Origin of the sequence: Sulfitobacter sp. SH24, from assembly GCF_965641895.1 — a bacterium.
Classification (GTDB): Bacteria; Pseudomonadota; Alphaproteobacteria; order Rhodobacterales; family Rhodobacteraceae; genus Sulfitobacter; species Sulfitobacter dubius.
In genome coordinates, this window is sequence record NZ_OZ282575.1 from 2,307,599 (window position 1) to 2,332,775 (window position 25,177).

At 61.7% G+C, this 25,177-nt stretch carries 24 protein-coding genes; 2 read left to right on the plus strand and 22 right to left on the minus strand.

Annotated features, from left to right (window positions below; genetic code table 11):
- Positions 1-30 precede the first annotated feature (30 nt).
- From ACSQ16_RS13980 to ACSQ16_RS14045, 14 genes are all read right to left on the minus strand, one after another.
- Positions 31-897 (minus strand): outer membrane protein assembly factor BamD, encoded by an 867-nt coding sequence (locus ACSQ16_RS13980; protein WP_243262701.1) that lies wholly within the window; start codon positions 895-897, stop codon positions 31-33.
- A 252-nt stretch (positions 898-1,149) separates the two neighbouring features.
- Positions 1,150-2,073: a UDP-3-O-acyl-N-acetylglucosamine deacetylase gene (lpxC, locus tag ACSQ16_RS13985; protein WP_243262700.1), complete on the minus strand. Its 924-nt coding sequence runs from the start codon at positions 2,071-2,073 to the stop codon at positions 1,150-1,152.
- A gap of 207 nt (positions 2,074-2,280) precedes the next feature.
- The gene (ftsZ, locus tag ACSQ16_RS13990) at positions 2,281-3,891 is read right to left on the minus strand and encodes a cell division protein FtsZ (RefSeq protein ID WP_093926620.1); all 1,611 of its coding nucleotides are present in this window, start codon (positions 3,889-3,891) and stop codon (positions 2,281-2,283) included.
- Positions 3,892-4,065: 174 nt separating this feature from the next.
- Positions 4,066-5,400: a cell division protein FtsA gene (gene ftsA / locus ACSQ16_RS13995; RefSeq protein ID WP_093926621.1), complete on the minus strand. Its 1,335-nt coding sequence runs from the start codon at positions 5,398-5,400 to the stop codon at positions 4,066-4,068.
- Positions 5,401-5,430: 30 nt separating this feature from the next.
- Entirely contained in the window at positions 5,431-6,312 is an 882-nt protein-coding gene (locus ACSQ16_RS14000; protein ID WP_243262699.1) for a cell division protein FtsQ/DivIB, read from the minus strand.
- Positions 6,300-7,223: a D-alanine--D-alanine ligase gene (locus tag ACSQ16_RS14005; protein ID WP_243262698.1), complete on the minus strand. Its 924-nt coding sequence runs from the start codon at positions 7,221-7,223 to the stop codon at positions 6,300-6,302. The genes ACSQ16_RS14000 and ACSQ16_RS14005 overlap by 13 nt, the downstream gene beginning before the upstream one ends.
- An 84-nt stretch (positions 7,224-7,307) precedes the next feature.
- Positions 7,308-8,255 (minus strand): UDP-N-acetylmuramate dehydrogenase, encoded by a 948-nt coding sequence (murB, locus tag ACSQ16_RS14010; RefSeq protein WP_243262697.1) that lies wholly within the window; start codon positions 8,253-8,255, stop codon positions 7,308-7,310.
- A 39-nt stretch (positions 8,256-8,294) separates the two neighbouring features.
- Entirely contained in the window at positions 8,295-8,594 is a 300-nt protein-coding gene (locus tag ACSQ16_RS14015; protein ID WP_093926624.1) for a hypothetical protein, read from the minus strand.
- Entirely contained in the window at positions 8,591-8,857 is a 267-nt protein-coding gene (locus ACSQ16_RS14020) for a DUF2484 family protein (protein WP_243262696.1), read from the minus strand. Before ACSQ16_RS14020 ends, ACSQ16_RS14015 begins: the two co-directional genes overlap by 4 nt.
- On the minus strand, positions 8,854-9,105 hold the full coding sequence (locus ACSQ16_RS14025; RefSeq protein ID WP_243262695.1) for a DUF2484 family protein: 252 nt from the start codon (positions 9,103-9,105) through the stop codon (positions 8,854-8,856). The genes ACSQ16_RS14020 and ACSQ16_RS14025 overlap by 4 nt, the downstream gene beginning before the upstream one ends.
- Positions 9,102-10,520 (minus strand): UDP-N-acetylmuramate--L-alanine ligase, encoded by a 1,419-nt coding sequence (gene murC, locus ACSQ16_RS14030; RefSeq protein ID WP_243262694.1) that lies wholly within the window; start codon positions 10,518-10,520, stop codon positions 9,102-9,104. Before murC ends, ACSQ16_RS14025 begins: the two co-directional genes overlap by 4 nt.
- Entirely contained in the window at positions 10,517-11,641 is a 1,125-nt protein-coding gene (locus ACSQ16_RS14035; RefSeq protein ID WP_093926628.1) for a UDP-N-acetylglucosamine--N-acetylmuramyl-(pentapeptide) pyrophosphoryl-undecaprenol N-acetylglucosamine transferase, read from the minus strand. Before ACSQ16_RS14035 ends, murC begins: the two co-directional genes overlap by 4 nt.
- Positions 11,641-12,807 (minus strand): putative lipid II flippase FtsW, encoded by a 1,167-nt coding sequence (gene ftsW / locus ACSQ16_RS14040; RefSeq protein WP_093926629.1) that lies wholly within the window; start codon positions 12,805-12,807, stop codon positions 11,641-11,643. The genes ACSQ16_RS14035 and ftsW overlap by 1 nt, the downstream gene beginning before the upstream one ends.
- Positions 12,808-12,978: 171 nt before the next feature.
- Positions 12,979-13,506, minus strand: coding sequence for a peroxiredoxin-like family protein (locus ACSQ16_RS14045; protein ID WP_243262693.1), 528 nt, complete (start codon positions 13,504-13,506; stop codon positions 12,979-12,981).
- Between the two features lie 111 nt (positions 13,507-13,617).
- Between ACSQ16_RS14045 and ACSQ16_RS14050 the strand changes: the two genes are divergently transcribed.
- Entirely contained in the window at positions 13,618-14,793 is a 1,176-nt protein-coding gene (locus tag ACSQ16_RS14050) for an NAD(P)/FAD-dependent oxidoreductase (protein ID WP_243262692.1), read from the plus strand.
- An 8-nt stretch (positions 14,794-14,801) separates the two neighbouring features.
- Here ACSQ16_RS14050 and murD read toward each other — a convergent pair whose 3' ends face one another.
- Entirely contained in the window at positions 14,802-16,202 is a 1,401-nt protein-coding gene (gene murD / locus ACSQ16_RS14055) for a UDP-N-acetylmuramoyl-L-alanine--D-glutamate ligase (RefSeq protein WP_243262691.1), read from the minus strand.
- Between the two features lie 74 nt (positions 16,203-16,276).
- Between murD and ACSQ16_RS14060 the strand changes: the two genes are divergently transcribed.
- Positions 16,277-17,203: a glutaminase gene (locus ACSQ16_RS14060; protein ID WP_243262690.1), complete on the plus strand. Its 927-nt coding sequence runs from the start codon at positions 16,277-16,279 to the stop codon at positions 17,201-17,203.
- Positions 17,204-17,207: 4 nt separating this feature from the next.
- On the opposite strand, the gene mraY is transcribed toward ACSQ16_RS14060, so the two are convergent.
- The 7 genes from mraY to mraZ are packed head-to-tail and all read right to left on the minus strand — an operon-like array spanning position 17,208 to position 24,907.
- Positions 17,208-18,290, minus strand: coding sequence for a phospho-N-acetylmuramoyl-pentapeptide-transferase (gene mraY, locus ACSQ16_RS14065; RefSeq protein ID WP_243262689.1), 1,083 nt, complete (start codon positions 18,288-18,290; stop codon positions 17,208-17,210).
- Positions 18,291-18,329: 39 nt separating this feature from the next.
- The gene (locus tag ACSQ16_RS14070) at positions 18,330-19,763 is read right to left on the minus strand and encodes a UDP-N-acetylmuramoyl-tripeptide--D-alanyl-D-alanine ligase (RefSeq protein WP_243262688.1); all 1,434 of its coding nucleotides are present in this window, start codon (positions 19,761-19,763) and stop codon (positions 18,330-18,332) included.
- A complete protein-coding gene (locus tag ACSQ16_RS14075; protein WP_243262687.1) occupies positions 19,760-21,241 on the minus strand; it encodes a UDP-N-acetylmuramoyl-L-alanyl-D-glutamate--2,6-diaminopimelate ligase in 1,482 nt (493 codons plus the stop codon). Before ACSQ16_RS14075 ends, ACSQ16_RS14070 begins: the two co-directional genes overlap by 4 nt.
- A gap of 12 nt (positions 21,242-21,253) precedes the next feature.
- The gene (locus ACSQ16_RS14080; protein WP_243262686.1) at positions 21,254-23,041 is read right to left on the minus strand and encodes a peptidoglycan D,D-transpeptidase FtsI family protein; all 1,788 of its coding nucleotides are present in this window, start codon (positions 23,039-23,041) and stop codon (positions 21,254-21,256) included.
- Positions 23,038-23,424 (minus strand): cell division protein FtsL, encoded by a 387-nt coding sequence (gene ftsL, locus ACSQ16_RS14085; RefSeq protein ID WP_067626801.1) that lies wholly within the window; start codon positions 23,422-23,424, stop codon positions 23,038-23,040. Before ftsL ends, ACSQ16_RS14080 begins: the two co-directional genes overlap by 4 nt.
- Positions 23,425-23,427: 3 nt before the next feature.
- Positions 23,428-24,411: a 16S rRNA (cytosine(1402)-N(4))-methyltransferase RsmH gene (gene rsmH / locus ACSQ16_RS14090; RefSeq protein WP_243262685.1), complete on the minus strand. Its 984-nt coding sequence runs from the start codon at positions 24,409-24,411 to the stop codon at positions 23,428-23,430.
- 4 nt (positions 24,412-24,415) lie between these two features.
- The gene (gene mraZ, locus ACSQ16_RS14095; protein ID WP_093926639.1) at positions 24,416-24,907 is read right to left on the minus strand and encodes a division/cell wall cluster transcriptional repressor MraZ; all 492 of its coding nucleotides are present in this window, start codon (positions 24,905-24,907) and stop codon (positions 24,416-24,418) included.
- Positions 24,908-25,177: the final 270 nt, after the last annotated feature.

Genomic DNA, 25,177 nt, shown 5'->3' on the forward strand with positions numbered 1-25,177 from the left:
TAACCGTCGGGTGGGTTTGCCCCACCCCCTTTATAGCCACTCGCCTTTGATGGTCTGACGATAGGCGGCACCCAGCCAATTGTCTTTGTAGAAGGTCGGCGCAAGGCCCCGGCCCGTCAGCAGTTTATAGCTGTCTTCGTACCATTCCGAGCCACGGTAGTTGTGCCCCAGAACCGCTGCCGCTGTCTGTGCCTCTTGGTCCAGACCCAGCGAGAGATAGGATTCCACCAGACGGTGCAGCGCTTCGGCTGTGTGGGTCGTTGTCTGGAAATCCTCTACTACCACGCGGAACCGGTTGATCGCAGCAGTATAGTGATCGCGGCGCAGATAGTAGCGGCCGATCTCCATTTCTTTGCCTGCCAAATGGTCAAAGGCGAGGTCAAATTTCAGGATCGCGGAACGGGCATATTCGCTATCAGGATAATCTTCGATCACAGCGCGCAGCGATTGCAGCGCTTGGAAAGTCAGCCCCTGATCGCGGCCCACTTCGTCGATCTGATCATAATAGCTGAGCGCCAAGAGATACTGCGCATAGGCGGCATCATCTTCGGCGGGATAGAAATCGATGAACCGCTGCGCAGCCGAGCGGCTGTTGGGGTAATCCTGATCCTTGTGGTAGGCAAAAGCCTGCATGATCAGCGCGCGTTTGGCCCATTCGGAATAGGGGTAGAGGCGCTCGATCTCAGCGAAATAAAACGCCGCTTCACCGGGATTGTTGTTGGTGATCTCATATTCGCCGCGCTCAAAAATCTGCTCGGCCGAGTAGGTTTCGAGCGGGATTTCCTTTGGGTTGAGGAAACTCCCGTCTGATCGTCCGTCGCCACCGCCGCAGGCCGCCAATGTTGCGACCAGAAGCACCGCACTGATCGTCCGCTTGCGCGATCCTGCTACCGTCATGCCCGCACCCCTTGCATCGTCCAACCCATGGTCATTGACCCTCTTGCGCATGTGACTAGCACAATAATCTGCGTTGCAAAACGCCCATTCCACCCCCACCCATCGGCGGTCACGCAACGGCGTGTTACCGGGGCAGGCTTGTCACTTCAGTTTAGTGAATACAAGGCATTGGCGGAGCGTTCAATGGCACTTCGGCGTGCGGGCGACCTGAGGTTTGGCATCACTTAACCTGCGCGTGAACCCGCCCCTAGATCAAGCAACCTGCGGGATTTCATCCCAGACCAGCCCAAAGCCCGGAAGCCGTGCCGCCTGAGCCGCATCACAGGTGATCAAACGCACGGCGTCTGGTGTCGCGAAAAGCGCGCGCAGCAATGTGTTGGTCAGAGAATGGCCTGCCCGCTTGCCTTCGTAATGACCCAACAGCGGTGCACCGGCCAGTGCCAAATCACCAAGCGCGTCGAGCATTTTGTGACGCACAGGCTCATCCGCGTGGCGCAGACCACCGGGGCTGACAACCGCATCGCCATCGAAAACCACCGCGTTTTCACCGGCTTCGCCGCCAAGTGCCAGCCCATTGGCCTGCATCGCTTCGACGTCCGCCTGACGGCAGAAGGTGCGGCTGTCACAAAGTTCGCGTGCAAATGAGCCGTTGTTCATGGTCAGCGATTTGCGCTGATGGCCAATGGCGGCATCGGCGAAATCGATCTCAAAGTCGATCCGCAGCGTATCCGCTGGCGAAATACTCGCGGTCGCATCACCATCCTGCACGGTTACGGTCTTAAGCACTTCAAACGCCATCACAGGCGCGGCAAGCTGACGCAAGCCCCGCTGCATGATGCCCCGCACGAAAGGCACGGAAGACCCATCAAGGATCGGCACTTCGGGGCCGTCGATTTCGATCAGCAGGTTATGGATGCCACAGCCCGAAACAGCGGCCATCAGATGCTCTACTGTAGAGATCGACAGGCCGGTGCGGTTTTCCAGCTTGGTGCAGAGGGGCGAACGGTTCACCGCGTCCCAACGGGCGGGGATCAAACGGTCACCAACAGCGACATCGCTGCGCGAGAACCAGATACCATGATGGGCAGAGGCCGGACGCAGTGTTACAGTCGCAGGCAGACCAGAGTGCAGGCCTGTGCCAGAAAAGCTTACTGCTGATTTAATTGTTGTCTGCACCGGGTAATCCTCACGCTTCGAACATCTTCTTGTGTGTTGAACTCTGGATTAAGGCGCTGGTTCATTTTGCTCAACTCAATCTTTGCAACGGTCTGAAACATGACTGCAACATTTGGGCGCTAGCGTGCCGAGCTGTTTGCAAAAGACTGATCTAAAAGGAAAAAGGGCCGCCCCAAGGCGACCCTCTCTTCATCTATCGTGATCGGATCAGTTGGCCTGACGGCGCAGGAACGCGGGAATTTCGATGCGTTCTTGATCGGGATCATTGCTTTCTTGCGGCTGCGGCGCCGCAGCAGAGGCACGAGTCTGCACCGGAGGCTGCTGACGTGCAGGGCGCGGCTGCGCTTCGCCTTCGGCGTGGCCGGTCATCCGGTTGATCAGAGAGTTGATTCCAAAGCGACCTTTGTCGCCCTGCTCACCCTGCTGCTGCTGAGCCTGACGGTGCTGTTCGGGCGCTGCTTTTTGCGCAGCGGCGCGCAGCCGGGCCAGTGCCTCGGGGGATGGCGTGCCGGGCGTCGGCGCGCGGGGCGCGACGAATGCTTCGGGCTCGGCCTCAATCGCTTCTTCTTGACGAGGCTCAAATGCGGCGACCTCTGGCTGATACGCTGGTGCGGGCAGACCATCGTCATCTTCGACGACGTTCTCTTCTTCATAGCGGTCTTGGTCGCGCTGTGTCGGCTGAAGGTCTTGGAACAGGGCGGCCTGCTCTACTTCCTGTGTTGTTTCTGCGGCGATAGGTGCTGCAACGGGTGCCTGCGCGGCAGAAACCTGCGCCACATCGTCAACCGATACGTTCTGACGCAGCGGCTGGCTCATGGAGCGGCGCGGGACCGGCATTTCAGTGTTCACATCGGTGGCGTCGATACCGGTGGCAACAACGCTGACGCGCATCAGGCCACCAAGGCTCTCGTCCAGCGTGGAGCCGACGATGATGTTCGCCTCGGGGTCCACTTCTTCGCGAATACGGTTCGCCGCTTCGTCGAGTTCGAAGAGGGTAAGGTCGTGGCCACCAGTGATGTTGATGAGAACGCCCTTGGCACCACGCAGGCTGATTTCGTCCAGCAGCGGGTTGGCGATGGCCTTTTCGGCGGCCTGGATGGCGCGATCTTCGCCCTCGGCCTCGCCTGTGCCCATCATCGCCTTACCCATTTCGTCCATCACGGCGCGAACGTCGGCAAAGTCGAGGTTGATCAGGCCCGGACGGACCATCAGGTCGGTCACGCCCTTCACACCTTGGTACAGCACGTCATCGGCGAGCGAGAAGGCTTCGGTGAAGGTGGTCTTTTCGTTGGCCAGACGGAAAAGGTTCTGGTTGGGAATGATAATCAGCGTGTCGACGACCTTTTGCAGCGTCTCAACACCGTCTTCGGCCTGACGCATGCGCTTGGCACCCTCAAACTGGAAGGGCTTGGTCACGACGCCAACGGTCAGCACACCCAGTTCGCGGGCCGCTTGGGCGATGATCGGGGCCGCACCTGTCCCGGTGCCGCCGCCCATGCCTGCGGTGATGAAGCACATATGCGCGCCGGCAAGGTGGTCAACGATCTGCTCGATGCTCTCTTCGGCAGCGGCAGCGCCGACGCTAGCACGGGCGCCCGCGCCCAGACCTTCGGTGACCTTGATGCCAAGCTGAACGCGGTTGTCGGCCCGGGCCTGCTGGAGCGCCTGTGCGTCGGTGTTCGCCACAACGAAGTCAACGCCGTCCAGCTCTTTTTCGATCATGTTATTGACCGCGTTGCCGCCCGCCCCACCAACACCAAAGACGGTGATACGGGGTTTCAGATCATCTTGTCCTGGCATTGAAAGGTTGAGTGTCATGTGCTGTCCGCCTGTCCAGTTGCCCGCATCCCGCGGGGGTTTTTTCGACCAAATTTACCCGACCCTACCGGCCTAGGGCCGGATCGTCACCTAAAAAACGTCATTTTGACGCTAAATATGGGCAAAATCTTGCCTGTTTCCGCCTTATCTCGGGCCTGGCACCCGATATTGGGGTCACCAGTTGTCTCTAAACCATTTCACCGCCCGCTTGAGCGAGCGTGACGGGTAGCGATCGGCAGGGATGTCGAAATCCCACCACTCGTCCTGAGGATGCGCCGCAAAGAGCGCAAGGCCCACGGCAGATGCAAAGCCCGGCCCGGTTGCCGCCTGTGGCAGGCCGTGCACACGCAGCGGACGCCCCAGACGGACCTGCTGGCCAAGGATCTTGCTGGCAAGCCCATCAAGACCCGGTATCTGGCTGCCTGCCCCGGTAAGTACAATCTGTTGGCTGGGCAAGTGGTCAAAACCGGCAGCATCCAGCCGAACGCGGACCTCTTCGAGGATCTCTTCAACGCGCGGACGCATGATGCCGATCAACTCGGCCCGACTGGCGGTGCGGCGGTCGTGTTCGTAATCGCCCGTCTCGCCGCCGATCTCGATCATATCGCGGTCATCCATTCCAGTGGCATGCACGCCGCCGTAGAAGGTCTTGATCCGTTCGGCGTTGGCCATCGGCACTTGCAGCCCCATGGAAATATCCGACGTAACGTGATCGCCGCCCATACGCACGGTGTCGGCATAGATCATATGTTTCTTGATAAAGATAGACACGCCGGTGGTGCCGCCGCCAAAGTCGATACAGGCCGCGCCGAGTTCCTGTTCATCCTCAACCAGCGCCGAGATGCCCGAGGCATAGGAGGAGGAGGCGATGCCCGCGAGTTCGAGATCACAGCGTTTGATGCAATGCGCGAGGTGTTGGACCGTATCGGCATCGACGGTGAGCATGTGCATGTCCACCGACAGGCTGTTGCCCAACTGCCCGCGCGGATCGGCCAGACCACTGCGGTGATCCAGCGCAAAGTTCACCGGCTGGGCGTGTAGCACCTCGCGGCCCTCGCCGTATTCCGGCACGTCACAGCCCGCCAGCACGCGGGCCACGTCTTGCTCCGAGACCGATTGCCCCTCCAGTTCCACCGAAGCGTCGAGGCCATAACTGCGCGGCTCCCCGCCCGAGAAACAGGCAATAACGTGGTCAACCCGGATACCGGCCATCTTCTGCGCGGCTTGAAGTGCGGTGCGGATCGCGCGCTCGGTCTCGCCCATGGCGCAGATCTCACCAAAGCGGACCCCGCGCGAGCGGGTGGTCGCCGCCCCGATGACCCGGAACCCCGACTGCCCGGCCAGAGAGCCAATGTCGCCATTCTCTCCGTCATGGGTAATGCCGTCAAACCGCAGCACCAGACAGGCGATCTTGGAACTGCCCACATCCAAAATGGCAACCACCCCGCGTTGGATCGCCAATTTGCGCATGTGCCGCATCGAACGCTGACTGTCGTATAGGTCCATCATTTCGTTACTGTCCCGATTCCAATGGCCATCTTACTGGCCGGAAAGCTGCCTGATGTGCCACCATTCGCGGGTGGCATCTTCGTTCATTCTTAGGGTTGGTCTTGCCGCCAACCGCATGTCCACACGCGCCACATCCCGCGTGAGAACTTCTTGTGCGCCTTCCAGCGCGATCACCCGCTCCAGCGCTTGCAGCGCATTTTCTTCGGGCAACATGATCGTCTGATCGCGGTCCAGCACCACGTCCCAGCGGCGCCCTCCGACGCGGACCAAGCCGCGCAGACGGTCACCCAGTACGTTCGCCGCTGCGATTAGCTTGAGCGCCTCTGGCACCGCCTTGGCGGCCCCTGCCCCGGCGATCAGGGGCAGATCGGCATGGTCGCGCCGCGCCTCGATCCGTGCCACATGCGCGCCGGTATTGTCCACCAGAGCCAGCCCAGTTTCATTGCGCCAGACGGCGATGGGCACGCGCGGGGTCACGTCAATTTGCAACACGCCACCGGGGCGGATGCGCACATTGGCCTGTTTCACCCCGTCGATATCGGTGATCTTCTCGCGGATCTGCGGCAGATCGAGATCGAAGGAGGACAGCGGAAATTCCAGCGGCAGCGCAGTGCGGATTTCGGTCGAGAGCATGTCACTCGCCCCGTCGATGGCCATGAGCTTGACCATGAACTCGGGCCGCTCTTCGATGCTGGCGCGGACATCGGCGATGGCCTGCACCACGGTGCCGCGGCGCTCTTCGTCGGCCATGTAGATCGTACCGGCCAGAAGGCTCAGCGTGAAAGGCAGCCCCACGCGCAGAGCAAAGCGGAAACCCGGTGTCAGCATCAACCGCTGCATGCGCCATGACCACCGCGAGGGGGCGGGATCGGCCTTGCCTGTTTCGGGGCGGCGGCGGATCAGCGATCGCATGAGGCGTCCTCCACCATCCAAGCGCAAAGCTCAGGGAATGAAATGCCGCAGGCTGCGGCCTGCTCGGGCGAGAGCGAAGTGGCGGTCATGCCGGGCTGGGTGTTGGTCTCAAGCAGGATTAACCCGTCAACTCCGCGTGCCTCATCCCAACGGAAATCGGTGCGGCTGACGCCTTTGCAGCCAAGCGCCGCATGGGCGCGGCGGGCATAGTCGAAACACAGATCGGTAATCTCTTGCGGCAGATCGGCGGGCACAACGTGGCGCGAGCCGCCGGGCTTGTATTTCGCGTCGTAATCATACCAGCCGGTGGTGATGATATCCGTCACCGCCAGCGCACGGTCGCCCATCACGGTGGTCGTCAACTCACGCCCCGGGGCAAAGGTCTCGACCATCACCTCGGCGGGCATGTCGTCCGACAGTTGCGGCGGGCCGTTGTTTTCCTCGGCCACGAGGTAAACGCCGACTGAGGAGCCTTCGTTGTTGGGTTTGACCACATAGGGCGGCGCCATGACATGAGAGGCCATCACATCGGCCTTGGGCGCGATGACGCTTTCCAGCACCGGCAGCCCCGCATGGCGGAACACGTCTTTAGACCGCTGCTTGTCCATCGCCAGCGCCGAGGCCAGCACCCCAGAATGCGTATAAGGAATATGCAGCCACTCAAGCAGGCCCTGCACACAGCCATCTTCGCCCCAACGGCCATGCAGGCAATTCAATACGGCAAAGGGTTTCAGATCGGCAAGTACGGCAGCGAGATCGCGGCCTGCATCGACCTCGACCACGTTATATCCGCCATGTTCCCGCAAGGCAGCGGCGCATGCACGCCCACTGGACAAAGACACCTCACGCTCAGCCGAGGGGCCGCCCATCAATACCGCCACTGTCGGGGTCTGTCCGCTCGACTTACCCACCAAAGTGCCTCTTTGCCTCGGGCCGTTTGCGGCCCCTATCGTTGTTATCTTTGTTTTTCCGTCACTTAGCCACCGCCCAAAGGCTCAGCCCTGCGACACCGGATCACCCAATTTTTCACCGACGCGCATAATTTCCCATTCTAGCCTTATACCGCTTGAAGCGTAAACCTTTTTTCGCACATCTTCGCCTAAGGTTTCGAGATCATCTGCCGTGGCCGCCCCGGTATTAATCAGGAAGTTTGAATGTTTCGGGCTCATCTGCGCCCCGCCGATAGTGGCACCGCGCATCCCGGCATCATCAATCACTTTCCACGCCTTGAGGTCATGCACATCATCTGCCTTCCCCGTTGAGGAAAACCCCGCCGGGTTGCGAAAGGTCGATCCGGCGCTCCGGTCCTTGGTCGGTTGCGTTTCATCGCGTTTGGCAAGCTGCTCCTCCATCCGCGCGTGAAGCGCCTCCGGCTCCGCTTTGGGCGGCGCAAAGGTCGCGCTGATCAGCACCGAACCGGGCGAAAGGTCGGACTGGCGGTAGCGGAAGTTGAGGTCATCAGCGGTGAGGGTCACCACCTCCCCCGCGCGGGTCACAGCTTGGGCAGAGACGAAGTGGTCTGCCGTGTAGGTGCCATAGCAGCCTGCATTCATGCGCAAGGCTCCGCCGATGCTGCCGGGGATGGTGCGCAGAAAGGTAAGATCCAGCCCCGCGTCCGCCGCCTTGCGCGCCACATGCGCATCCAGCGCTGCCGCCCCGGCGGTCACTTGGTCGCCGTCAATCTCGATCCCGTTAAAGCCGCGCCCAAGACGGATCACCACTGCCCGCAGCCCGCCATCGCGTACGATCAGGTTGCTGCCCACGCCCATCGGAAATACCGCCACCTTTTGTGGCAGTCGGCGCATTAAGGTACACAGATCCTCTATGTCAGCGGGTTGAAAAAGATAATCTGCAGGCCCGCCAACGCGCAGCCATGTCAGTTCGCTCAAGGCGCGGTCGGGGGTCAGCCTGCCGCGCAGGTCGGGGATATTCAGCGTATTCATGGCGCCGGACTTAGCCCATTTGCGCGACAGAGCAAAGTATCAAGAGCGCGGGGGATCAACGCGGCTTTCGCGCCACCGCGTTACCAAGCGGCCCAGCAGCCAGCCCAGCCCGAAACCGCCCACTGCGTACAGCACGACCGACAGCTGCGCCAATAGCGCATGCGGCTCAAAAACCCGCGCATTCAGTCCAAACACCATCCAAAGGGCGTTGAGCGACAGACCAATCACCAGCACGATAACAAACCACAGCACCCGAGCGCGAAAGCCAGCCCAGATGCACGCGATCAGCCACAGCGCAAAAACAGCCAGCAACGCCACAAGTGTAGGCGTCAGGGTCACTCTGCCGGCCCTTTGACCCGCCCTGCCCCACGGCGCAACCAGCGCGCGAAATAGATCACGGGCCATCGCAGAACCGAACAGCCTCCCGCCAAAACCAACAGGCCCAGCCAAGGGCCATGTTGCGCGGTAACAAAGCCAACGATGGGGATCCCCACGACGATCAGTAAATAGGCGCTCCGCCAATGGAAATCTTTGCTGGGTGTCATGGCCAGCACATTGGCAACCACAAACCAAAAACAGGCCAGGATGAGGGATAGGCTCATTTCGGCAGCTCCGGCTTTTGGCCGCGCAGACGCGCCCAAAGGTAGCGTAGCGGATTACGGAACATTGACAGGAATGCCAAAAGCGCCAGCAGCGCAAACGCCCACGAATGGGTTACCCCGATGGCGATGATCAAAGCCGGGGCCGCGATCAGCAAGATCACCCCCGGCAGGTACTGGGAGCGCAGAGGCAGCATAGCCACGGTCACGGCGGCGAAGACCCAAAGGATCGACAGCCAAACCAAAGTCATGCCGCGGCCCCCTTGGCGGCACGCAGCGCCTCCGGCAGATCATTGGCCCATGCGCTGATCGTGCCTGCGCCAAGGCAGACGACCATATCGCCGGGTCGCGCCTCGCGCAGAACCAATCGCGTCAGCGCCTCGGCATCCTCGACCGCATAGGCGTGGCGATGCCCGTGCTGGATCAGCCCAGCGACCAGCCCGTCGCGGTCGGCACCGGGAATGGGCTCTTCGCCGGCGGCATAGACATCGGCGATGCCCACCACATCGGCATCGTTGAAACAGGCGCAGAATTCGTCGAAGTGATGGCTTAGGCGCGAGTAGCGGTGCGGCTGATGAACCGCGATCACGCGCCCCTCGCTGGCCTGCCGCGCGGCCTTGAGTACGGCATTAATCTCAACTGGGTGGTGGCCATAGTCGTCAATGATCGTAACGCCATCCACCTCGCCCACACGGGTAAAGCGACGATTCACCCCACCAAAGCTGCCCAAAGCGGTACGGATTAATTCCAACTTCATGCCAAGGTGTCGCGCCACGGTCACCGCCGCCAGCGCGTTAGAGACGTTGTGATCCCCCGGCATTGGCAGGGCGCAGTTCTCAATCACCATGTCTTCGGATTGCAGATGCACATCAAAATGCGCGACCCCGTCTTTGTAATGCAAACCCACAGCACGCACATCCGCCTGCGCGTTAAAGCCATAGGTCATAACGCGGCGATCTGTGAGCTTGCCCACCAAAGCCTGCACTTCCGGGTGGTCGGTGCAACAAACCGCCAGACCATAGAAGGGGATGTTTGAGACGAAGTTCAAAAAACCCTGCCGCAGCGTGTCAAAATCTCCCCAATGCTCCATATGCTCGGGGTCGATATTGGTGACGATGGCGATGGTTGCGGGCAGCCGGTTGAAGGTGCCGTCGCTTTCGTCGGCCTCAACCACCATCCATTCGCCCTGCCCCATTCGCGCGTTGGAGCCATAGGCATGGATGATGCCGCCGTTTACCACTGTGGGGTCGATGCCGCCCGCGACCAGCAGTTCGGCCACCAGCGTGGTCGTGGTGGTTTTGCCATGGGTGCCTGCCACGGCGATATTGGACTTCAGACGCATCAACTCGGCCAGCATTTCAGCGCGGCGCACCACGGGAAGACCCGCGCGCCGCGCGGCGTCAAGCTCTGCATTGCCCGGTTTGATCGCCGAAGAGATCACGACCACCGCGGCCCCCTCGATATTCTCGGCCGCTTGGCCTTCGAAAATCTTGGCTCCAAGTTCGGCCAATCGCACGGTGATTTTGGTCGCTTTGAGATCAGACCCCTGCACCCGGTAGCCGTGGTTCAACAAGACTTCAGCGATGCCCGACATGCCGATACCGCCAATGCCGACAAAATGGATCGGGCCGACATCGGTCGGCAATTTGGTGGCGGCGGCGTTCATTTGGGATGTTCCTCTTCTGCGGGGGTCAGCGTGCCTTGGGCGCCAAGATGTTCAACCATATCAGCCAGTGTTTCAGCCGCGTCGGGTTTGCCGACCGAAAGGGCGGCTCGCGCCATCTGCAACGCCCCTTGGGGCATCTCCAACACCGCGAGAATTTGGTCGGTCATGATTTCAGGATTGGCCTTGCTTTCGGGCACCATAATCGCGGCACCGGCCTCAACCAGACCACGGGCATTGGCGGTTTGATGGTCCCCTGCGGCAGCAGCAAAGGGGATCAGGATCGAAGGCCGCCCGATCACCGACAGGTCCGCCACGCTGGACGCACCAGAGCGGCTGATCACCAGCTGCGCTTCGGACATGCGGCGCGGCACGTCATCGAAGAAGGGGCGCACATCGGCGCTGATGCCAGACTCGGCATAGTAATCCGCCACCCGCTGGCCATCTTCGTCGCGGGCCTGATGGCTGACGCGGATATTGCGGATCATGTTCATCGGCAAAGCGGCGAGCGCGGGGGGCACCACGTCACTAAGGATACGCGCACCTTGACTGCCGCCCATCACCAGCACTTCCATAGGGTAGTCACCGGGCGGGATATAGGCGGCCCCTGCGCGGTCAAGCACAGCCGAACGCACCGGATTACCGACATGCCAGCCCTGCACGCCCTCGGGCAGTTTGGTGGGCCAGATGCCGCAGGCCACTGCATGTACCCGTTTGGCAAAAATCTCGTTCACGCGACCTAGAATGCCGTTCTGCTCGTGGATCATGCGCGGCATCCGCAGCGCCCAAGCCGCCCCAAGGGCGGGGATCGATGGATAGCCGCCAAAACCGACAACAACCGAAGGCCGGTCGCGCAGCATGTTCAGCCCAGCACGCAGCACACCGGCAGCAATACGAAACGGCACCAGCGCCTTGGCGGCGGCCCCACCACGCGCAAAGGTAGCACTGCTGATCTGGGTGATCTCGACTGCTTCGGGGAAGCCACCGGTATAGCGCGCACCGCGTGCATCGGTGCTGAGCTTGACCCGCCAGCCGCGCTTGAGCATCACCTCGGCCAAGGCCTGCGCGGGAAACATATGCCCGCCGGTCCCCCCGGCGGCGATGATCAGCAGTGGCGCGGCCATCAGCGGCGGCCCCGGCCCAGAATGTCACTGATCTCACCCTGCGGGCGCGAACGGGTAAAGGCGAGGAGCATGCCGACGGCGATGCCGCTGGCGATGACCGAAGAGCCACCGTAGCTGACGAAGGGCAAGGTCATGCCTTTTGCGGGCAAAAGCCGCACTGCCACACCCATGTTAATCATCGCCTGTACTCCGAATGTGCAGGCCAGCCCGGTTCCGGCCAGCCGGATGAAGGGATCACGCTCACGCACCAACCGCAGCAGCGAGCGCACGACGACAACAGTATATAGAGCAATGATGCAGACGACCAGAATAAGGCCATATTCCTCGGCGGCGACAGCAATGATAAAGTCAGTATGCGCATCGGGCAGCGACCATTTCACTTCGCCCTCCCCCACGCCAACGCCAAACAGCCCGCCCTCGCGGATCGCATTGGTGGCATAGCCAAGCTGGGTGGTCGGATCGACATCGACACTGAGAAACCCGTCGATACGCCGCGCGAAGTGTTCGGAGTTGGAGTAGGCGAAGGTGCCCGCCAGAACCACCAGCCCCGCCATGCCGACCAGCAGCACCATCGGCGCTCCGGCCACGAAATACATCACGCCCCAACCAAAGAGCACAAGGCAGGCTTGGCCAAAGTCAGGCTGCATCGCCAGCATCAGCACAATGGAAATGCACAGCGCAAAAGACCAAGTTTTCCCCGGAGGTCCGTTAATCTCGGTCGCGGCGGCCATCATCCATGCGGCGGCGACCATGAAACCCGGCTTTAGAAATTCCGACGGCTGAAGCGAGGCAAACCCCAGCGAGTACCAGCGCGTGGCGCCCTTGCCAAAATCGGTGCCAAAGAACGGCAACAGCGCCAGCGCTACGAAAGAAAGCACAAACCCCAGCACAGCCAAACGCCGCACCAGCGTGGGCGACATCATTGACGTCAGCAGCATCGCCACCAGCGCCAATCCGCCGAAGAACGCCTGTCGCTGCACATAGTGAAAGGCATCAAATCCGTTTTTGGAGGCCAAGGGCGGCGACGCAGCCAGCCCCAGCAACATGCCAACGGCAAACAGGATCAACACGCAGGACAATGCCCAGCGGTCCACCGTACGCCACCATTTTGGAAGGATCGGTTCACCATCCCGTACCGGGACCGCGCCATAGACCATCTCTGTCATGGGTATCTGCCTTAACTGCCTCAACGGCCCCTTTGCGGGGTCTCATCCGGGCAGAATAGCCCGAATTGCGACATGAAGCTAGTGCATTTCACCCCATGGCAGTGGCTGGGGTCGGCGGGGCCGTGCAGGGCCCCGCCGCTAGGCGATCAGATCACCGTATCAGACTGCTCATCAGGCCGCTTTGTGGGTGCCGCGCACCGGGTAGCCTTTGTCGCGAACAAATTTGAGACCGTTTAGCAGGCCTTCCAACTCGGGACGGGCGAAGGGCGCGTTCGAGATGTCGATGATCTGCAGCTTGCCTTCGTCGTTGATGACAAAGGTGGCTGGTTCGGCGAAGGGCCGGTCGGTCTCCTGCGGGCTGCGCGGGTCAGAGATGTAAAGGCCAAGTTCGGCCATTTGTTCGAGGCTCAGATCATAGCCGATGGGCAGGGTCAGGTTGTCTTCCTCGGCCATGGATTTTGCCTTTTCCTCGGGGTCGCCCGAAACGGCGATCACATCCACACCGATCTCATGGAACTGGCTTTGCAGCTTTTCCAACTGGGCGAGGTACTTTTTGCAGATCGGGCAGTGCAGGCCACGATAGACCACCACCAATTGCCAGTCGCGCCCCTCTTGCGGTTGGCCCAAGGTCAGCGTGCCGCCGCCGAGTTTGGCCACATCCATCTTCGGGAAATCTTGTTCTGCGGTCAATTTGGTCATTCTCTGCTCCTGTTACATTTGCGTCTGCTCCCCAACTATGACGCATCAGTGGTCGGGCAACCGCTGTCACGTCTTCTTGACCGGGCCTGCGCATTCGGGCAGAGCGCGCCCATGCAAGTTGATACAGCCATCATCGGAGCCGGAGCCGCTGGCATGATGTGCGCCGCCCACGCGGGCGGGCGCGTGTTGGTGGTGGACCATGCCAAAGCGCCGGGCGAGAAAATCCGCATCTCGGGCGGTGGGCGCTGCAATTTCACCAATATGTATTGCGAGCCGCAGGCGTTTCTCAGTCAGAACCCGCATTTCGCAAAATCCGCGCTGGCACGCTACACACAATGGGATTTCATCGAACTGGTCGATCGCCACGGCATCGCGTGGCATGAGAAAACGCTGGGCCAACTCTTCTGCGACACCAGCGCGAAGGAGATCATCGCCATGCTGCGCGGGCTGATGCAAAAGGCCGGGGTCGATCTGCAATTGCAGAGCAGCGCCAGCAATTTTGCGAAGGTCGATGGGCACTTTACCTTTGATTTGCAAACACCGGATAAGACAGCGAAAGTTACCGCACGTAACCTTGTGATCGCCACCGGCGGGAAGTCCATCCCCAAGATGGGCGCGACCGGCATCGCCTATGACATCGCGCGTCTGTTCGGCCTGAAGGTGACCGATACGCGCGCCGGTCTGGTGCCTTTCACCTTTGCCGAAGGCCGCTTTGCGCCGCTGGCCGGTGTGGCAACCCCTGCGCGGATCACTGCCGGGACAACTGGCTTTGACGAGGCCTTGCTGTTCACCCACCGTGGCCTCTCTGGCCCCGCGGTTTTGCAGGCGTCGTCCTATTGGCAAGAGGGCGAAGCGATCACGGTCAACCTTGCCCCCGAGGGCACTCTGTTGGACGCCCTGCGCGAGCAGAGGCAACTTGCGGGGCGGCGCAACTTTACCACCATCCTCGCGCAGCACCTGCCCTCGCGATTGGTGGACTTTTTAGGCCAAGAGTTTGACCTCTCGGGCAACTTGGCGGATTGGTCCGACGCGCGGCTCATCGCCTTTGTGGAGGCGCTGCAGAACTGGCAACTGCACCCCGGCGGTACCGAAGGCTATCGCACGGCTGAGGTCACTTTGGGCGGTGTGGATACCGATGCGCTCTCGTCCAAAACCATGGCGGCGAAGGACGTGCCCGGTCTCTATTTCATCGGCGAAGCGGTGGACGTGACCGGCTGGCTCGGCGGGTATAACTTCCAGTGGGCGTGGTCGTCGGGCATGGCAGCGGCGCGGGCGATTGGCAGCTAGGCCCCGCCCTACTCCGCCAAAACCTTCTGCACCTGCGCCACGAAATCCTCACCGCGCCGTTCGAAATTGTCATATTGATCGAAACTTGCCGCTGCCGGGGCCAGCAGGACGACATCGCCCTCTTCCGCCTCCGCCGCAGCCCGCGCCACGGCTTTCTCCATCGTGCCGCAGACTTCGGCTTCGGTCGTCAACTGCATCGCGAAATGCGCCGCCTCGCGGCCAATGACATAGGCCTTGCGTACTGACCCTTGGGCCTCCGCCAGACCTTTCAGCCCGCCTTCCTTCTCCAACCCACCGCAGATCCAGCGGATGTTGCGGAAAGCCGCCAGCGCCTTGGCCGCGCTGTCGACATTGGTGGCCTTGCTGTCGTTGACGTAGCGCACGCCATGCGCTTCGGCCACGGTCTGGCTGCGGTGCGGCAAGCCGCCGAAACTGTGAAACGCCGCCTCAATCACGCGCGGGGCGAGGCCAAGCGCGCGGCAGGCTGCATAGGCAGCACAGGCGTTCTGGTGGTTATGCGCGCCCGGCAACCCTTGGATGCTGCGCAGATCAATTGAACCGACCTGTTTGCCACGGCGGTATTCACTCAAAAACCCTTTGCGGGCAAAGACCTGCCAGCCGGGGCCGGAGAGTTTGGTCTCTGCACTGATGCGGATCACCCGGTCATCGCTCGGCCCCTCGCTCATCTGCCCAGCGAGGAAACGGCCCTCGGCTTCGTCCACACCGATCACTGCGCGGTCTGGCCCGCCTTCGGAAAACAGCCGACGTTTCGCCGCGTAGTAGCCGCCCATGCCCGCGTGCCGGTCCAGATGATCGGGGCTGAGATTGGTAAAGACCGCCACATCGGGCGTTAGCGCGCGGGCAAGTTCGGTCTGGTAGCTGCTGAGTTCCAGCACGACGACTTCGCCATCAACCGCTGGATCAAGGTCCAAAACCCCGCGCCCAATGTTGCCCGCCAATTGGCAGGGCCGCCCGACATGCTCAAGAATATGATGGATCAGCGCGGAGGTAGTGGATTTGCCGTTCGACCCGGTCACGGCCACGACGCGGGGCGCCACGTCATAATGATCCCACGCCAGCGTGGCAAAGCTTTGGAAGAAAAGGCCGATGTCATTGTCCACCGGAACACCGGCGGTGAGTGCGGAGGCGACCACTGGGTTCGGCGCGGGATAGAGATGCGGAATGCCGGGGCTGACGATCAGCCGGGTGATTTTATCGAGCGCGCCGGGACTGTTGAGGTCGACACAGGCAAACCCCTCCCGCTCGGCCCGCGCACGCGCTGCAGGGTCATCGTCCCAGCAACTGACCTTCGCCCCGCCTGCCTGCAATGCGCGTGCCGCGCTCAGGCCAGAGCGGCCCAATCCCAGCACCGCCACGCGCGCGCCTTCCAAGCCCTGTACTGGAATCATCTGCAATCCCCTGCTACCCGTTGACCCCAGAATGGGGGCATGATGCGCCTATCACAAGCCAGAGGCCGCCATAGATGTCCAGCCCCGCCAAACCAGACCTTGCCGATGTGTTGCCGCGTCTCAATGACATGATGCGCGAAGACGACCATTGGGGAGATGTGGCGGCCTATATTCCGCAACTGGCAACGGTGGATCCGGCACAGTTCGGCATCGCGGTGGTGACGGCAGATGGCCAGTGCCATGTGGCGGGCGATACGCAGGTGCCCTTTTCAGTACAGTCGATCACCAAGGTCTTTACGCTTGCCATCGCCCTTGGCCGGTCGGGCGATCAATTGTGGCACCGTGTGGGGCGCGAGCCTTCGGGGCGGGCGTTCAATTCCATCGTCCAGCTTGAGCAGGAACAGGGCCGCCCGCGCAATCCCTTCATCAACGCAGGCGCGATCGTCACCACGGATGAAGTCTTGGGCAACCGCGAGCCGCGCGAAGCACTGGCCGAGATCATGCGCTTCGTGCGCGAGGCTGCGGGCACGGACGACATTCACATCAACGACACAGTCGCAGCGTCTGAAACCGACTTCGGCCACCGCAATTTCGCGCTGGCGCATTTCCTAAAATCCTATGGCAATCTCATCAACGCGCCGGAGCGGACGCTCGGCACCTATTTCCACCACTGCGCGATGGAGATGACGGTAGAGCAACTTGCAATGGCGGGGCGTTTCCTGATCGAAGCGCCCGACGTGCCGCGCTTGGTCGCGCCAAGCCGCATCCGGCGGCTGAACGCGCTGATGCTGACCTGTGGGCATTACGATGGGTCGGGCGATTTCGCCTACCGTGTCGGTCTGCCGGGCAAATCCGGCGTGGGCGGGGGGATCTTGGCCATCGTGCCGGGGCGGGCCAGTATCGCGGTTTGGTCGCCGGGGTTGAACCGTTATGGCAACAGCCAAAAGGGCACCGAAGCACTGGCCCTTTTGGCACGTCACATGGATTGGTCGATTTTCTAAGCGCTTAGCGCACCTTGAGTGTCGCCAGCCCCAGCAGAGCGAGGATCAGCGAAATGATCCAGAAGCGGATCACGATCTGCGGCTCGGCCCAGCCCTTTTTCTCGTAGTGATGGTGGATCGGCGCCATCAGAAAGACCCGCTTGCCGGTGCGTTTGAAGTAGAGCACCTGCACGATGACCGACAGCGCCTCAACCACGAAGAGCCCGCCGACAACCGCCAGCACCAGCTCATGTTTCGTGGCCACAGCAATCGCGCCCAAAGCGCCGCCAAGCGCAAGTGAGCCTGTATCGCCCATGAAAACGGCCGCAGGTGGCGCGTTGTACCACAAAAAGCCAAGCCCCCCGCCGAAGAGCCCCGCGGTAAAGATCAGGATCTCCCCCGTCCCCGGCACGTAATGCACGTCGAGGTAGTCGGTGAAGTCCACGCGGCCCACCGCATAGGCAATAACGCCAAGCGCTCCGGCGGCGATCATCACTGGCATGATCGCCAAACCGTCAAGCCCATCAGTCAGGTTCACCGCATTGGCCGAGCCCACAATCACGATGATCGCAAACGGCACAAACAGAACGCCGAGGTTGATCAGCGTATCTTTAAAAACCGGCATCGCCAGTTGGTACTGCAACTCTGCCGGATGGTACTGCGCTGCCCAGTAGCCTGCGATGCCCGCAATCAAAAAGCCCAGCAAAAGCCGCACCTTACCCGGCACACCGTCCGTGTTCTGTTTGCTGACCTTGGCGTGATCGTCGGCGTAACCAATGGCGGCAAAGCTCATGGTTACAAACAGCACGAGCCAGATATATGGATTGTCGAGCCGCGCCCAAAGCAGGGTTGAGGTCAGTAGCGCGCCAACGATCAGCAGCCCGCCCATGGTGGGCGTGCCCGCCTTGGCGAAATGGCCTTCGGGGCCGTCATCCCGAATGGGTTGGCCCTTGCCCTGCCGCTTACGCAGCACTTCGATCAGCGGCTTGCCGAAGAGAAAACCGAAGATCAACGCCGTTAGAAACGCCCCGCCCGCGCGGAAGGTGATATAGCGAAACAGGTTAAAAAAATCGCCGCCATCAGACAGCAGCGTCAACCAATAGAGCATATATCGCGTCCTAACTCATCATGTGGGGTGAATCGCCAATCAGGCGGTCGGGACCGGATGGCCCATTTTGCGGATGGCGTCAACAATACCGCCCAGCTTCATCGAAAGCGACCCTTTGATCAGCACGACATCGCCGGAATCAAGACGACTGCGGAGACCTTGCAACATCTCTTCGGCGGTTTCGGTCCAATCGCCACGCTGGTGTTCGGGCAGGTTGTCGTAGAAGGCTTTCATCAACGGACCGACGCAATGCACCACGTCGAGCGCGCGGGTGGCCTCCAGATCGGCCAGCCCTGCATGCAGCGCCAACGCCTCGGGGCCGAGCTCTTTCATATCGCCGACAAAGGCGATCCGCCGCCCCTTGCTGACACGGCCAATGTCATGGGTCACTTCCGAGGCCGCCAGCACTTCAAGTGCTGCGGCCATGGAGGTCGGGTTGGCGTTATAGCTGTCGTCGATCAACTCCAGCGCCAAATGGGTATCCACGGGGTCCAGTTGGATGCGCTCACGCACCCCGCGTCCGGCATAGGGCGACCAGCGGCCCAGCGATTGCACCGCCAGCGCCCGATCCGCGCCAAGCGCCTCGGCCAGTGCCAGTGCACCAAGCGCGTTCATCGCAAAATGCCGCCCCGGTGTGTCAATCTTGAAAATCAGCGGCGCGCCTTCGGCCTCGGCTTGGGCCACGGTGGTATCGCCCTGCACTTTGACCTCGCCCAGCTTGTAGTGATGGCCCGCTTGACCAAAGGTGGTCTCGCGCAGGCCCCGTTCCAGCGCCTTGTCAAGCACGATATCGCTGTGGTCGTGGTCGGCGTTAATCACCGCCACGCCGCCCGGCTCCATGCCCTCAAAGATGGTGGCCTTTTCCACCGCGATGGCGGCGACATCCTTGAAGGCTTCGAGGTGGACGGCGGCGACATTGGTCACCATCGCCGCGTCGGGTCGCGCCTGTTTGGCGAGGGGGGCAATTTCTCCGGGGTGGTTCATGCCAATCTCGATCACCGCGTAATCGGTGTCGCGCGGCATCCGTGCCAGTGTCAGCGGCACACCCCAGTGGTTGTTGTAGCTGTCGACGCTGGCGTGGGCTTTACCCTGATCGCCGAAAATCGCCAGCAGCATTTCCTTGGTCGAGGTTTTGCCGACGCTGCCCGTCACCGCAGCCACCTTGGCCTGCGGACCAAGACGCGCGCGACCTGCCCGGCCCAACGCCTCAAGCGCTTGCTGCACATCCTCCACGATCAGCAGCGGCGCATTCTCGGCGACGCCGTCGGGCAGATGGGTCACAAGCGCGGCAGCGGCCCCTTTATCGAGCGCTTGGGCCACGAACTCATGCCCGTCCCGCGCGGCCTTGAGCGCGACGAAGAGATCGCCGGGCTGCAGCGTCCGTGTGTCGATCGAGACACCGTTGCAAGCCCAATCGCCCTGCGCCTGCCCGCCCGTGGCTTCCGCCGCTTCGCTCGCTGTCCAAAGGCTCATGCCAGTCTCCCGTCCAGTGCCGCCACGGCCACGCTGGCCTGTTCCACATCGTCGAAAGGCAGCACGTCGTCGCCAACGGTCTGCCCGGTCTCATGCCCCTTGCCCGCGATGAGCAGCGCGTCGCCCGGCTCCAAAGCATCGACGCCGCGCAGGATGGCTTCGGCTCGGTCGCCGACCTCCATCGCGTCGGGTGCGCCGCCCAGCACAGCGGCACGAATGCTCGCCGGGTCTTCGCTGCGCGGGTTGTCGTCAGTCACGATGACCATATCCGCATTTTCCGTCGCTGCCTGCCCCATCAAAGGGCGCTTAGCCCGGTCCCGGTCCCCGCCCGCGCCGACGATGGCAACGAGCCGCCCCATCACATGCGGGCGCATGGCCGCGAGGGCAGTGGCCACGGCATCGGGCGTATGGGCGTAATCCACAAACACCGCCGCGCCATTGTCGCGGGTGGCGGCAAGCTGCATCCGGCCCCGCACGGTGGTGAGATGCGGCAGTGTGTCAAAAACCTCTTGCGGGTCGGCCCCGCAGGCGATGACCAGCCCGGCGGCCAGCAACACGTTATCGCCCTGAAAACCGCCGATCAGATTAAGCCGCTTTTGATAGGTCTTGCCGCGCCAGCTAAAGCGCAAGTCTTGCCCGGTTGCGTCGAAACGCTGGCCCTGCAAATGCAGATCGCCCCCGTCCCGGCCCACGGTGATGACCTCACACCCCCGCGCGCGGGCAATGGCGGCGATGTCGACGCCTTTTTCGTCGTCAATATTGACCACTGCGGTGCCATCTTCGGGCAAAACACGGGCGAACAGCGCGGCCTTGGCGGCGAAATAGGCCTCGAATGTCTCGTGATAATCAAGATGGTCTTGGGTGAAGTTGGTGAATCCCGCCGCCTTGAGCGTCACCCCGTCCAGCCGCCGTTGGTCAAGCCCGTGGCTTGATGCCTCCATTGCCGCGTGGGTGATGCCGTTCTGTGCGGCCTCGGCCAGCGTACGATGCAAGGTGATCGGCTCTGGCGTGGTATGCGCCAAGGGGGCGGCCCATGCGCCTTCGACCCCGGTGGTGCCGAGGTTCACGGCAGGTAAACCCATCTCAACCCAAATCTGGCGCACGAAGGTCGAGACCGAGGTTTTTCCGTTGGTGCCCGTCACGGCGATCATCGTGGCGGGTTGGCCGCCGAACCACAGGGCCGCCGTCCGCGCCAGCGCTTCGCGCGGGGAGTCGGAAACCACCAGTGCGGCGTCAGAGCCCGCCAATTCCTCGGCGGCGAGTTTGGCACCTGCGGCATCGGTCAGCACCGCCACCGCGCCCATCCGCAGGGCGTATTGAATGAACTCTGCCCCATGCACGCGACTGCCCGGCATGGCGGCGAAGAGCGTGCCTTCGCGAACCTCGCGGCTGTCGACCGCGATCCCGGTGATCATGGGGTTGGCCCCCGCCCGCGCGGTCAGCCCGAGGGAGGAAAGGGGTACGGCCCGGTCGGTCATAGAGATGTCTTTTCAGTTGCTGCTGGTCAGCGTTAGCACAGCGTTGTTCACCGGTTCAACAGCGGGGCGCAGGCCCAGCAAAGGCGCGATGCGGCGGACCATCTCGGCGGCCACGGGCACGGCTGTCCAACCCGCCGTGCGGCGTGGTTTCGGCCCAGAGGTTTCCACCGGTTCGTCCAAGGTGACGATCAGCACATATTTCGGGTCATCGATGGGAAAGATGCTGGCGAATGTGTTGATCACCTTATCCTCGTAATATCCCCCGGTGGGTTTGGGCTTGTCCGCCGTGCCGGTCTTTCCCGCGATCTGATAGCCGGGCACCTCGGCAAAGCTGGCCGTGCCATCGGTCACGACTTTGCGCAGCATCATCCGCGCTTGTGCTGCGGTCTCTTCCGACATGACGCGGGGGCCAAGTTGGGGGCCGGATTGTTTCAGCAGCGTGGGCTTCACCACGCGCCCGCCATTGGCGATGGCGGCATAGCCCGCGGCAAGGTGCATCGGTGTGCTCGACAGCCCATGACCATAGGAGATCGTGACGCTCGACAGTTCGGTCCAGCGGCTTGGGAGCAGTGGCTTCCCGCCCGAAGCTTCGACGATTTCGAAGGGGGTTGGTTCAAAGAAACCGAGGCTTTTTAAGAACTCTTGCTGTCGCTCAATGCCGATCTCCAACGCCATCCGGCCTGTGCCCCTGTTGGAGGAATGCACGATGATGTCAGCGACGCTCAGCTTGCCGTAGTTCTTGTTGCGGAACTCACCGATGCGGAAACCACCGACCTTCATCGGGCCAGAGGTGTCGATGATCGTATCGGCGTTGAACAATCCCAACTCGATCGCCTGTGCGGCTGCGAAGATCTTGAAGGTTGAACCCAGCTCATAGACCCCCTGCACCGACCGGTTAAACAGCGGGCTGTCGGAAGCATCCCCCTTGGTTAGCGGGCGCGGTCGGTTGTTGGGGTCAAAATCAGGCAGAGAGGCGACCGAAATCACTTCGCCGGTATGCACATCCATCAGAATGCTCGTGGCACCCTTGGCGTTCATCAGCTTCATGCCGCCATAGAGCACCCGCTCAGATGCCGCTTGCACCGTCAGGTCGAGCGACAACTCCAGCGGTTTCGCGCCATTGGCCGGATCGCGCAGGTAGTCGTCGAAATATTTCTCGGCCCCTGCGACGCCAATCACTTCGGCGGCGTGGACGCCTTCCTTGCCATAGCTCGCCCCCCCCAGCACATGTGCGGCCAGCGAACCGTTGGGATAAAGACGCATGTCGCGGGGTGCGAACAAAAGGCCCGGATCGCCGATATCATGCACGGCCTGCATCTGCTCTGGGCTGATTTTCTTTTTGATCCACAGGAACTTGCGCTTGCCTGTGAAATCCTTGATCAGACGCTCTTCTTTCAGGTCGGGAAAGATTTTGACCAGCTTTTTTGCGGCCACTTCGGGGTCGATCAAATGGCGTGGCTGCGCGTAGAGCGCGTGGGTCTCAAAGTTCGTCGCCAGCAGGTTGCCGTTGCGGTCGGTGATATCCGCGCGCGAGGCCGAGATCACGGCCCCCGGCGCATAGCCGCGCGGCTCGGACGGCTCTGACATCGCCAGCAGACCCATGCGCCCGCCGATCACGGTGAAGGCACAGAGGAAACAGACACCCAACACCAAAAGCCGCCCTTCGGCGCGCATCCGGGCCTTATCACGCATCTGCTCATGGCGGATGCGCTTGTTCTCACGTTCGATCGCGTCGGGGTTTTCACCCTTTTCACGGGCGTCAAGAATACGGGCCAGAGGGCGAAGCGGGGTGCGGATCATTCAAAGTCCTCCTCGGACTCATCCGCGCCGGTGAGCGCGTCGTAATTCATGGTCGAGACATCCACAGGATCGGTGATCGGCAGCAGTTCAGACGGCGGCTGGGGATAGGCCACTTGATCGACCTGACCGAATTGGCCGGGGTGCAGCGGCAGCAGGCCGAGACGGTCAAAGTTCAGGTCGGCCAGATCGCGCAGCCGGTCGGGGCGGTTCTGAAAGGCCCATTCGGCGCGCAGGACGGCCAGACGGGCATGGGTGGCGCGGATATTGGCGTGCAGGCGGTCAGCATCGCTCAGGGCCTGCTGGGTCGCGTAATTCTCGCGGTAGGCCCAGAATGCCAGACCAACCACGGCAATGGTGGTGAGGATATACATCACTGTGCGCATCTCTCAGATCCCCCTGACCATCGGCATGCCGATGGATTTCGCATCAATCTCACCGCTGGGCGCATCGGTGCGGGTGGCGACCCGCAGCTTGGCCGAGCGGCTGCGCGGGTTTTCGTCCAATTCCTGCGCGTCAGGTCCGATGGCCTTGCGCGATTTCAGTGTAAACTGCGGCGCTTCTTGCTCCAGCGCAGGGGCGAAACGGTTGGCGTTGCCCCCGGCCCCGGCGCGGGCGGTGAGAAAGCGTTTGACCATGCGATCCTCGACCGAATGAAAGGTCACCACGGCCAGTTTGCCGCCCGGCTTCAGCGCGCGTTCAGCAGCCATAAGACCTTGAAACAACTCGCCGTATTCATTGTTCACCGCAATGCGCAGCGCTTGGAAACTGCGGGTAGCGGGATGGCTCTGGCCGGGTTTCGAGCGCGGCAGACAGCCTTCGACCAGCTTGGCCAATTCTAACGTGGTGGTAATCGGCGCATCTTCCCGTGCGCGGACAATCGACTTGGCAATGCGGCGGCTTGCGCGCTCTTCGCCGTATTGGAAGAGGATATTGGCGATGACCTCTTCTTCAGCCTCATTGACCAGGTCCGCCGCCGACGGGCCGTCTTGGCTCATCCGCATGTCGAGCGGGCCGTCCTTCACAAAGGAAAAGCCACGCTCCGCTTGATCGAGTTGCATGGAGGAAACGCCGAGATCCAGCACCACGCCGTCGAGGTCTTGGGCATATTCATCCATGCGTGAGAAGACGCCCTGTTGCATGGTGATGCGGTCATTGTAGTCTCCGGCCCATTCCGCTGCCATCTCGAACGCCAGAGGGTCACGGTCCACCGCGATCACACGCGCGGCCCCGGCTTCTAGAAAACCACGGGTATAGCCGCCCGCACCAAAAGTACCGTCAAGCCAGACCCCTTCCACGGGCGCCACGGCGCTCAGGATAGGACGCAGCAGAACGGGGGTGTGAGGGGCGGAAGGGTTAGAGGCAGCAACCATTCCGTCAGACCTCCATATCACCATCAAGGAACGAGAGCGGATCGACATCATCCGGCAGCTCTTGCTGCCATGCTTCTTCCTCGGTCTCGTAGGTTTCGGGCTTCCAAATCTGGAAGGTGTCACCGGCAGCGATAAAGAACGCCTCGCCGTTGAGTTCAATTTTGTTGCGCAGCTTGGCGGGCAGCACCAAGCGGCCTGTCTCATCTACCGTGGTCGGGAAAGACTGGCCGTGGAACAGACGCTGCAGCGCCTTACGCTGCATGGAGCCACGGGGCATGCGGTCGATCTTGGCGTCGACCTCTTCGATGGCTTCCATTGTATAGCATTCAAGGTAGTTGCGGCGCTGGTCGCCATAAACAATGACCAGTTCGGGATTGTCGCCGTTTTTCCAGTTCGGATCGCCAGCCTCCAACACACGCCGAAAAGAGGCTGGGATAGACACCCGCCCCTTCGTATCGACCTTGTGTTGGCTCTCGCCTCTGAACCTGCGGCTCACGTTCTGTCCCTGCCTCTTGCGCCTTTGCGCTTAGTTCGTTGTCCGCCCTGATCCGAAAATCGCTGCCTGGAAATGGAAACGGCGGGTTGATCTGCTGCCACTGATCAACCCGCCGCCCACGTCCCGCAGCTTGGCGGGGAAGTCCGACTGCGCGCGCCACCTGGGGGGATGTCTGCTCGCTCACGCGCCGGATCTCTTTGGTCTGATGAAAGCGAGGTGCCTGTATGAAACCTGCTAGGTTTTGTTTTATTTTGGGGTCGTTTGCTGCCC

What these genes read in the sequence shown, in the direction of transcription:
- ACSQ16_RS13980 (WP_243262701.1), bottom strand. Translation starts at nt 897, where the DNA reads ATGACGGTAGCAGGATCGCGCAAGCGGACGATCAGTGCGGTGCTTCTG.
- ftsZ (WP_093926620.1), bottom strand. Translation starts at nt 3,891, where the DNA reads ATGACACTCAACCTTTCAATGCCAGGACAAGATGATCTGAAACCCCGT.
- ftsA (WP_093926621.1), bottom strand. Translation starts at nt 5,400, where the DNA reads ATGATGGACCTATACGACAGTCAGCGTTCGATGCGGCACATGCGCAAA.
- ACSQ16_RS14000 (WP_243262699.1), bottom strand. Translation starts at nt 6,312, where the DNA reads ATGCGATCGCTGATCCGCCGCCGCCCCGAAACAGGCAAGGCCGATCCC.
- murB (WP_243262697.1), bottom strand. Translation starts at nt 8,255, where the DNA reads ATGAATACGCTGAATATCCCCGACCTGCGCGGCAGGCTGACCCCCGAC.
- ACSQ16_RS14020 (WP_243262696.1), bottom strand. Translation starts at nt 8,857, where the DNA reads ATGAGCCTATCCCTCATCCTGGCCTGTTTTTGGTTTGTGGTTGCCAAT.
- ACSQ16_RS14025 (WP_243262695.1), bottom strand. Translation starts at nt 9,105, where the DNA reads ATGACTTTGGTTTGGCTGTCGATCCTTTGGGTCTTCGCCGCCGTGACC.
- murC (WP_243262694.1), bottom strand. Translation starts at nt 10,520, where the DNA reads ATGAACGCCGCCGCCACCAAATTGCCGACCGATGTCGGCCCGATCCAT.
- ACSQ16_RS14035 (WP_093926628.1), bottom strand. Translation starts at nt 11,641, where the DNA reads ATGGCCGCGCCACTGCTGATCATCGCCGCCGGGGGGACCGGCGGGCAT.
- ftsW (WP_093926629.1), bottom strand. Translation starts at nt 12,807, where the DNA reads ATGACAGAGATGGTCTATGGCGCGGTCCCGGTACGGGATGGTGAACCG.
- ACSQ16_RS14045 (WP_243262693.1), bottom strand. Translation starts at nt 13,506, where the DNA reads ATGACCAAATTGACCGCAGAACAAGATTTCCCGAAGATGGATGTGGCC.
- ACSQ16_RS14050 (WP_243262692.1), top strand. Translation starts at nt 13,618, where the DNA reads ATGCAAGTTGATACAGCCATCATCGGAGCCGGAGCCGCTGGCATGATG.
- murD (WP_243262691.1), bottom strand. Translation starts at nt 16,202, where the DNA reads ATGATTCCAGTACAGGGCTTGGAAGGCGCGCGCGTGGCGGTGCTGGGA.
- ACSQ16_RS14060 (WP_243262690.1), top strand. Translation starts at nt 16,277, where the DNA reads ATGTCCAGCCCCGCCAAACCAGACCTTGCCGATGTGTTGCCGCGTCTC.
- mraY (WP_243262689.1), bottom strand. Translation starts at nt 18,290, where the DNA reads ATGCTCTATTGGTTGACGCTGCTGTCTGATGGCGGCGATTTTTTTAAC.
- ACSQ16_RS14070 (WP_243262688.1), bottom strand. Translation starts at nt 19,763, where the DNA reads ATGAGCCTTTGGACAGCGAGCGAAGCGGCGGAAGCCACGGGCGGGCAG.
- ACSQ16_RS14075 (WP_243262687.1), bottom strand. Translation starts at nt 21,241, where the DNA reads ATGACCGACCGGGCCGTACCCCTTTCCTCCCTCGGGCTGACCGCGCGG.
- ACSQ16_RS14080 (WP_243262686.1), bottom strand. Translation starts at nt 23,041, where the DNA reads ATGATCCGCACCCCGCTTCGCCCTCTGGCCCGTATTCTTGACGCCCGT.
- ftsL (WP_067626801.1), bottom strand. Translation starts at nt 23,424, where the DNA reads ATGCGCACAGTGATGTATATCCTCACCACCATTGCCGTGGTTGGTCTG.
- rsmH (WP_243262685.1), bottom strand. Translation starts at nt 24,411, where the DNA reads ATGGTTGCTGCCTCTAACCCTTCCGCCCCTCACACCCCCGTTCTGCTG.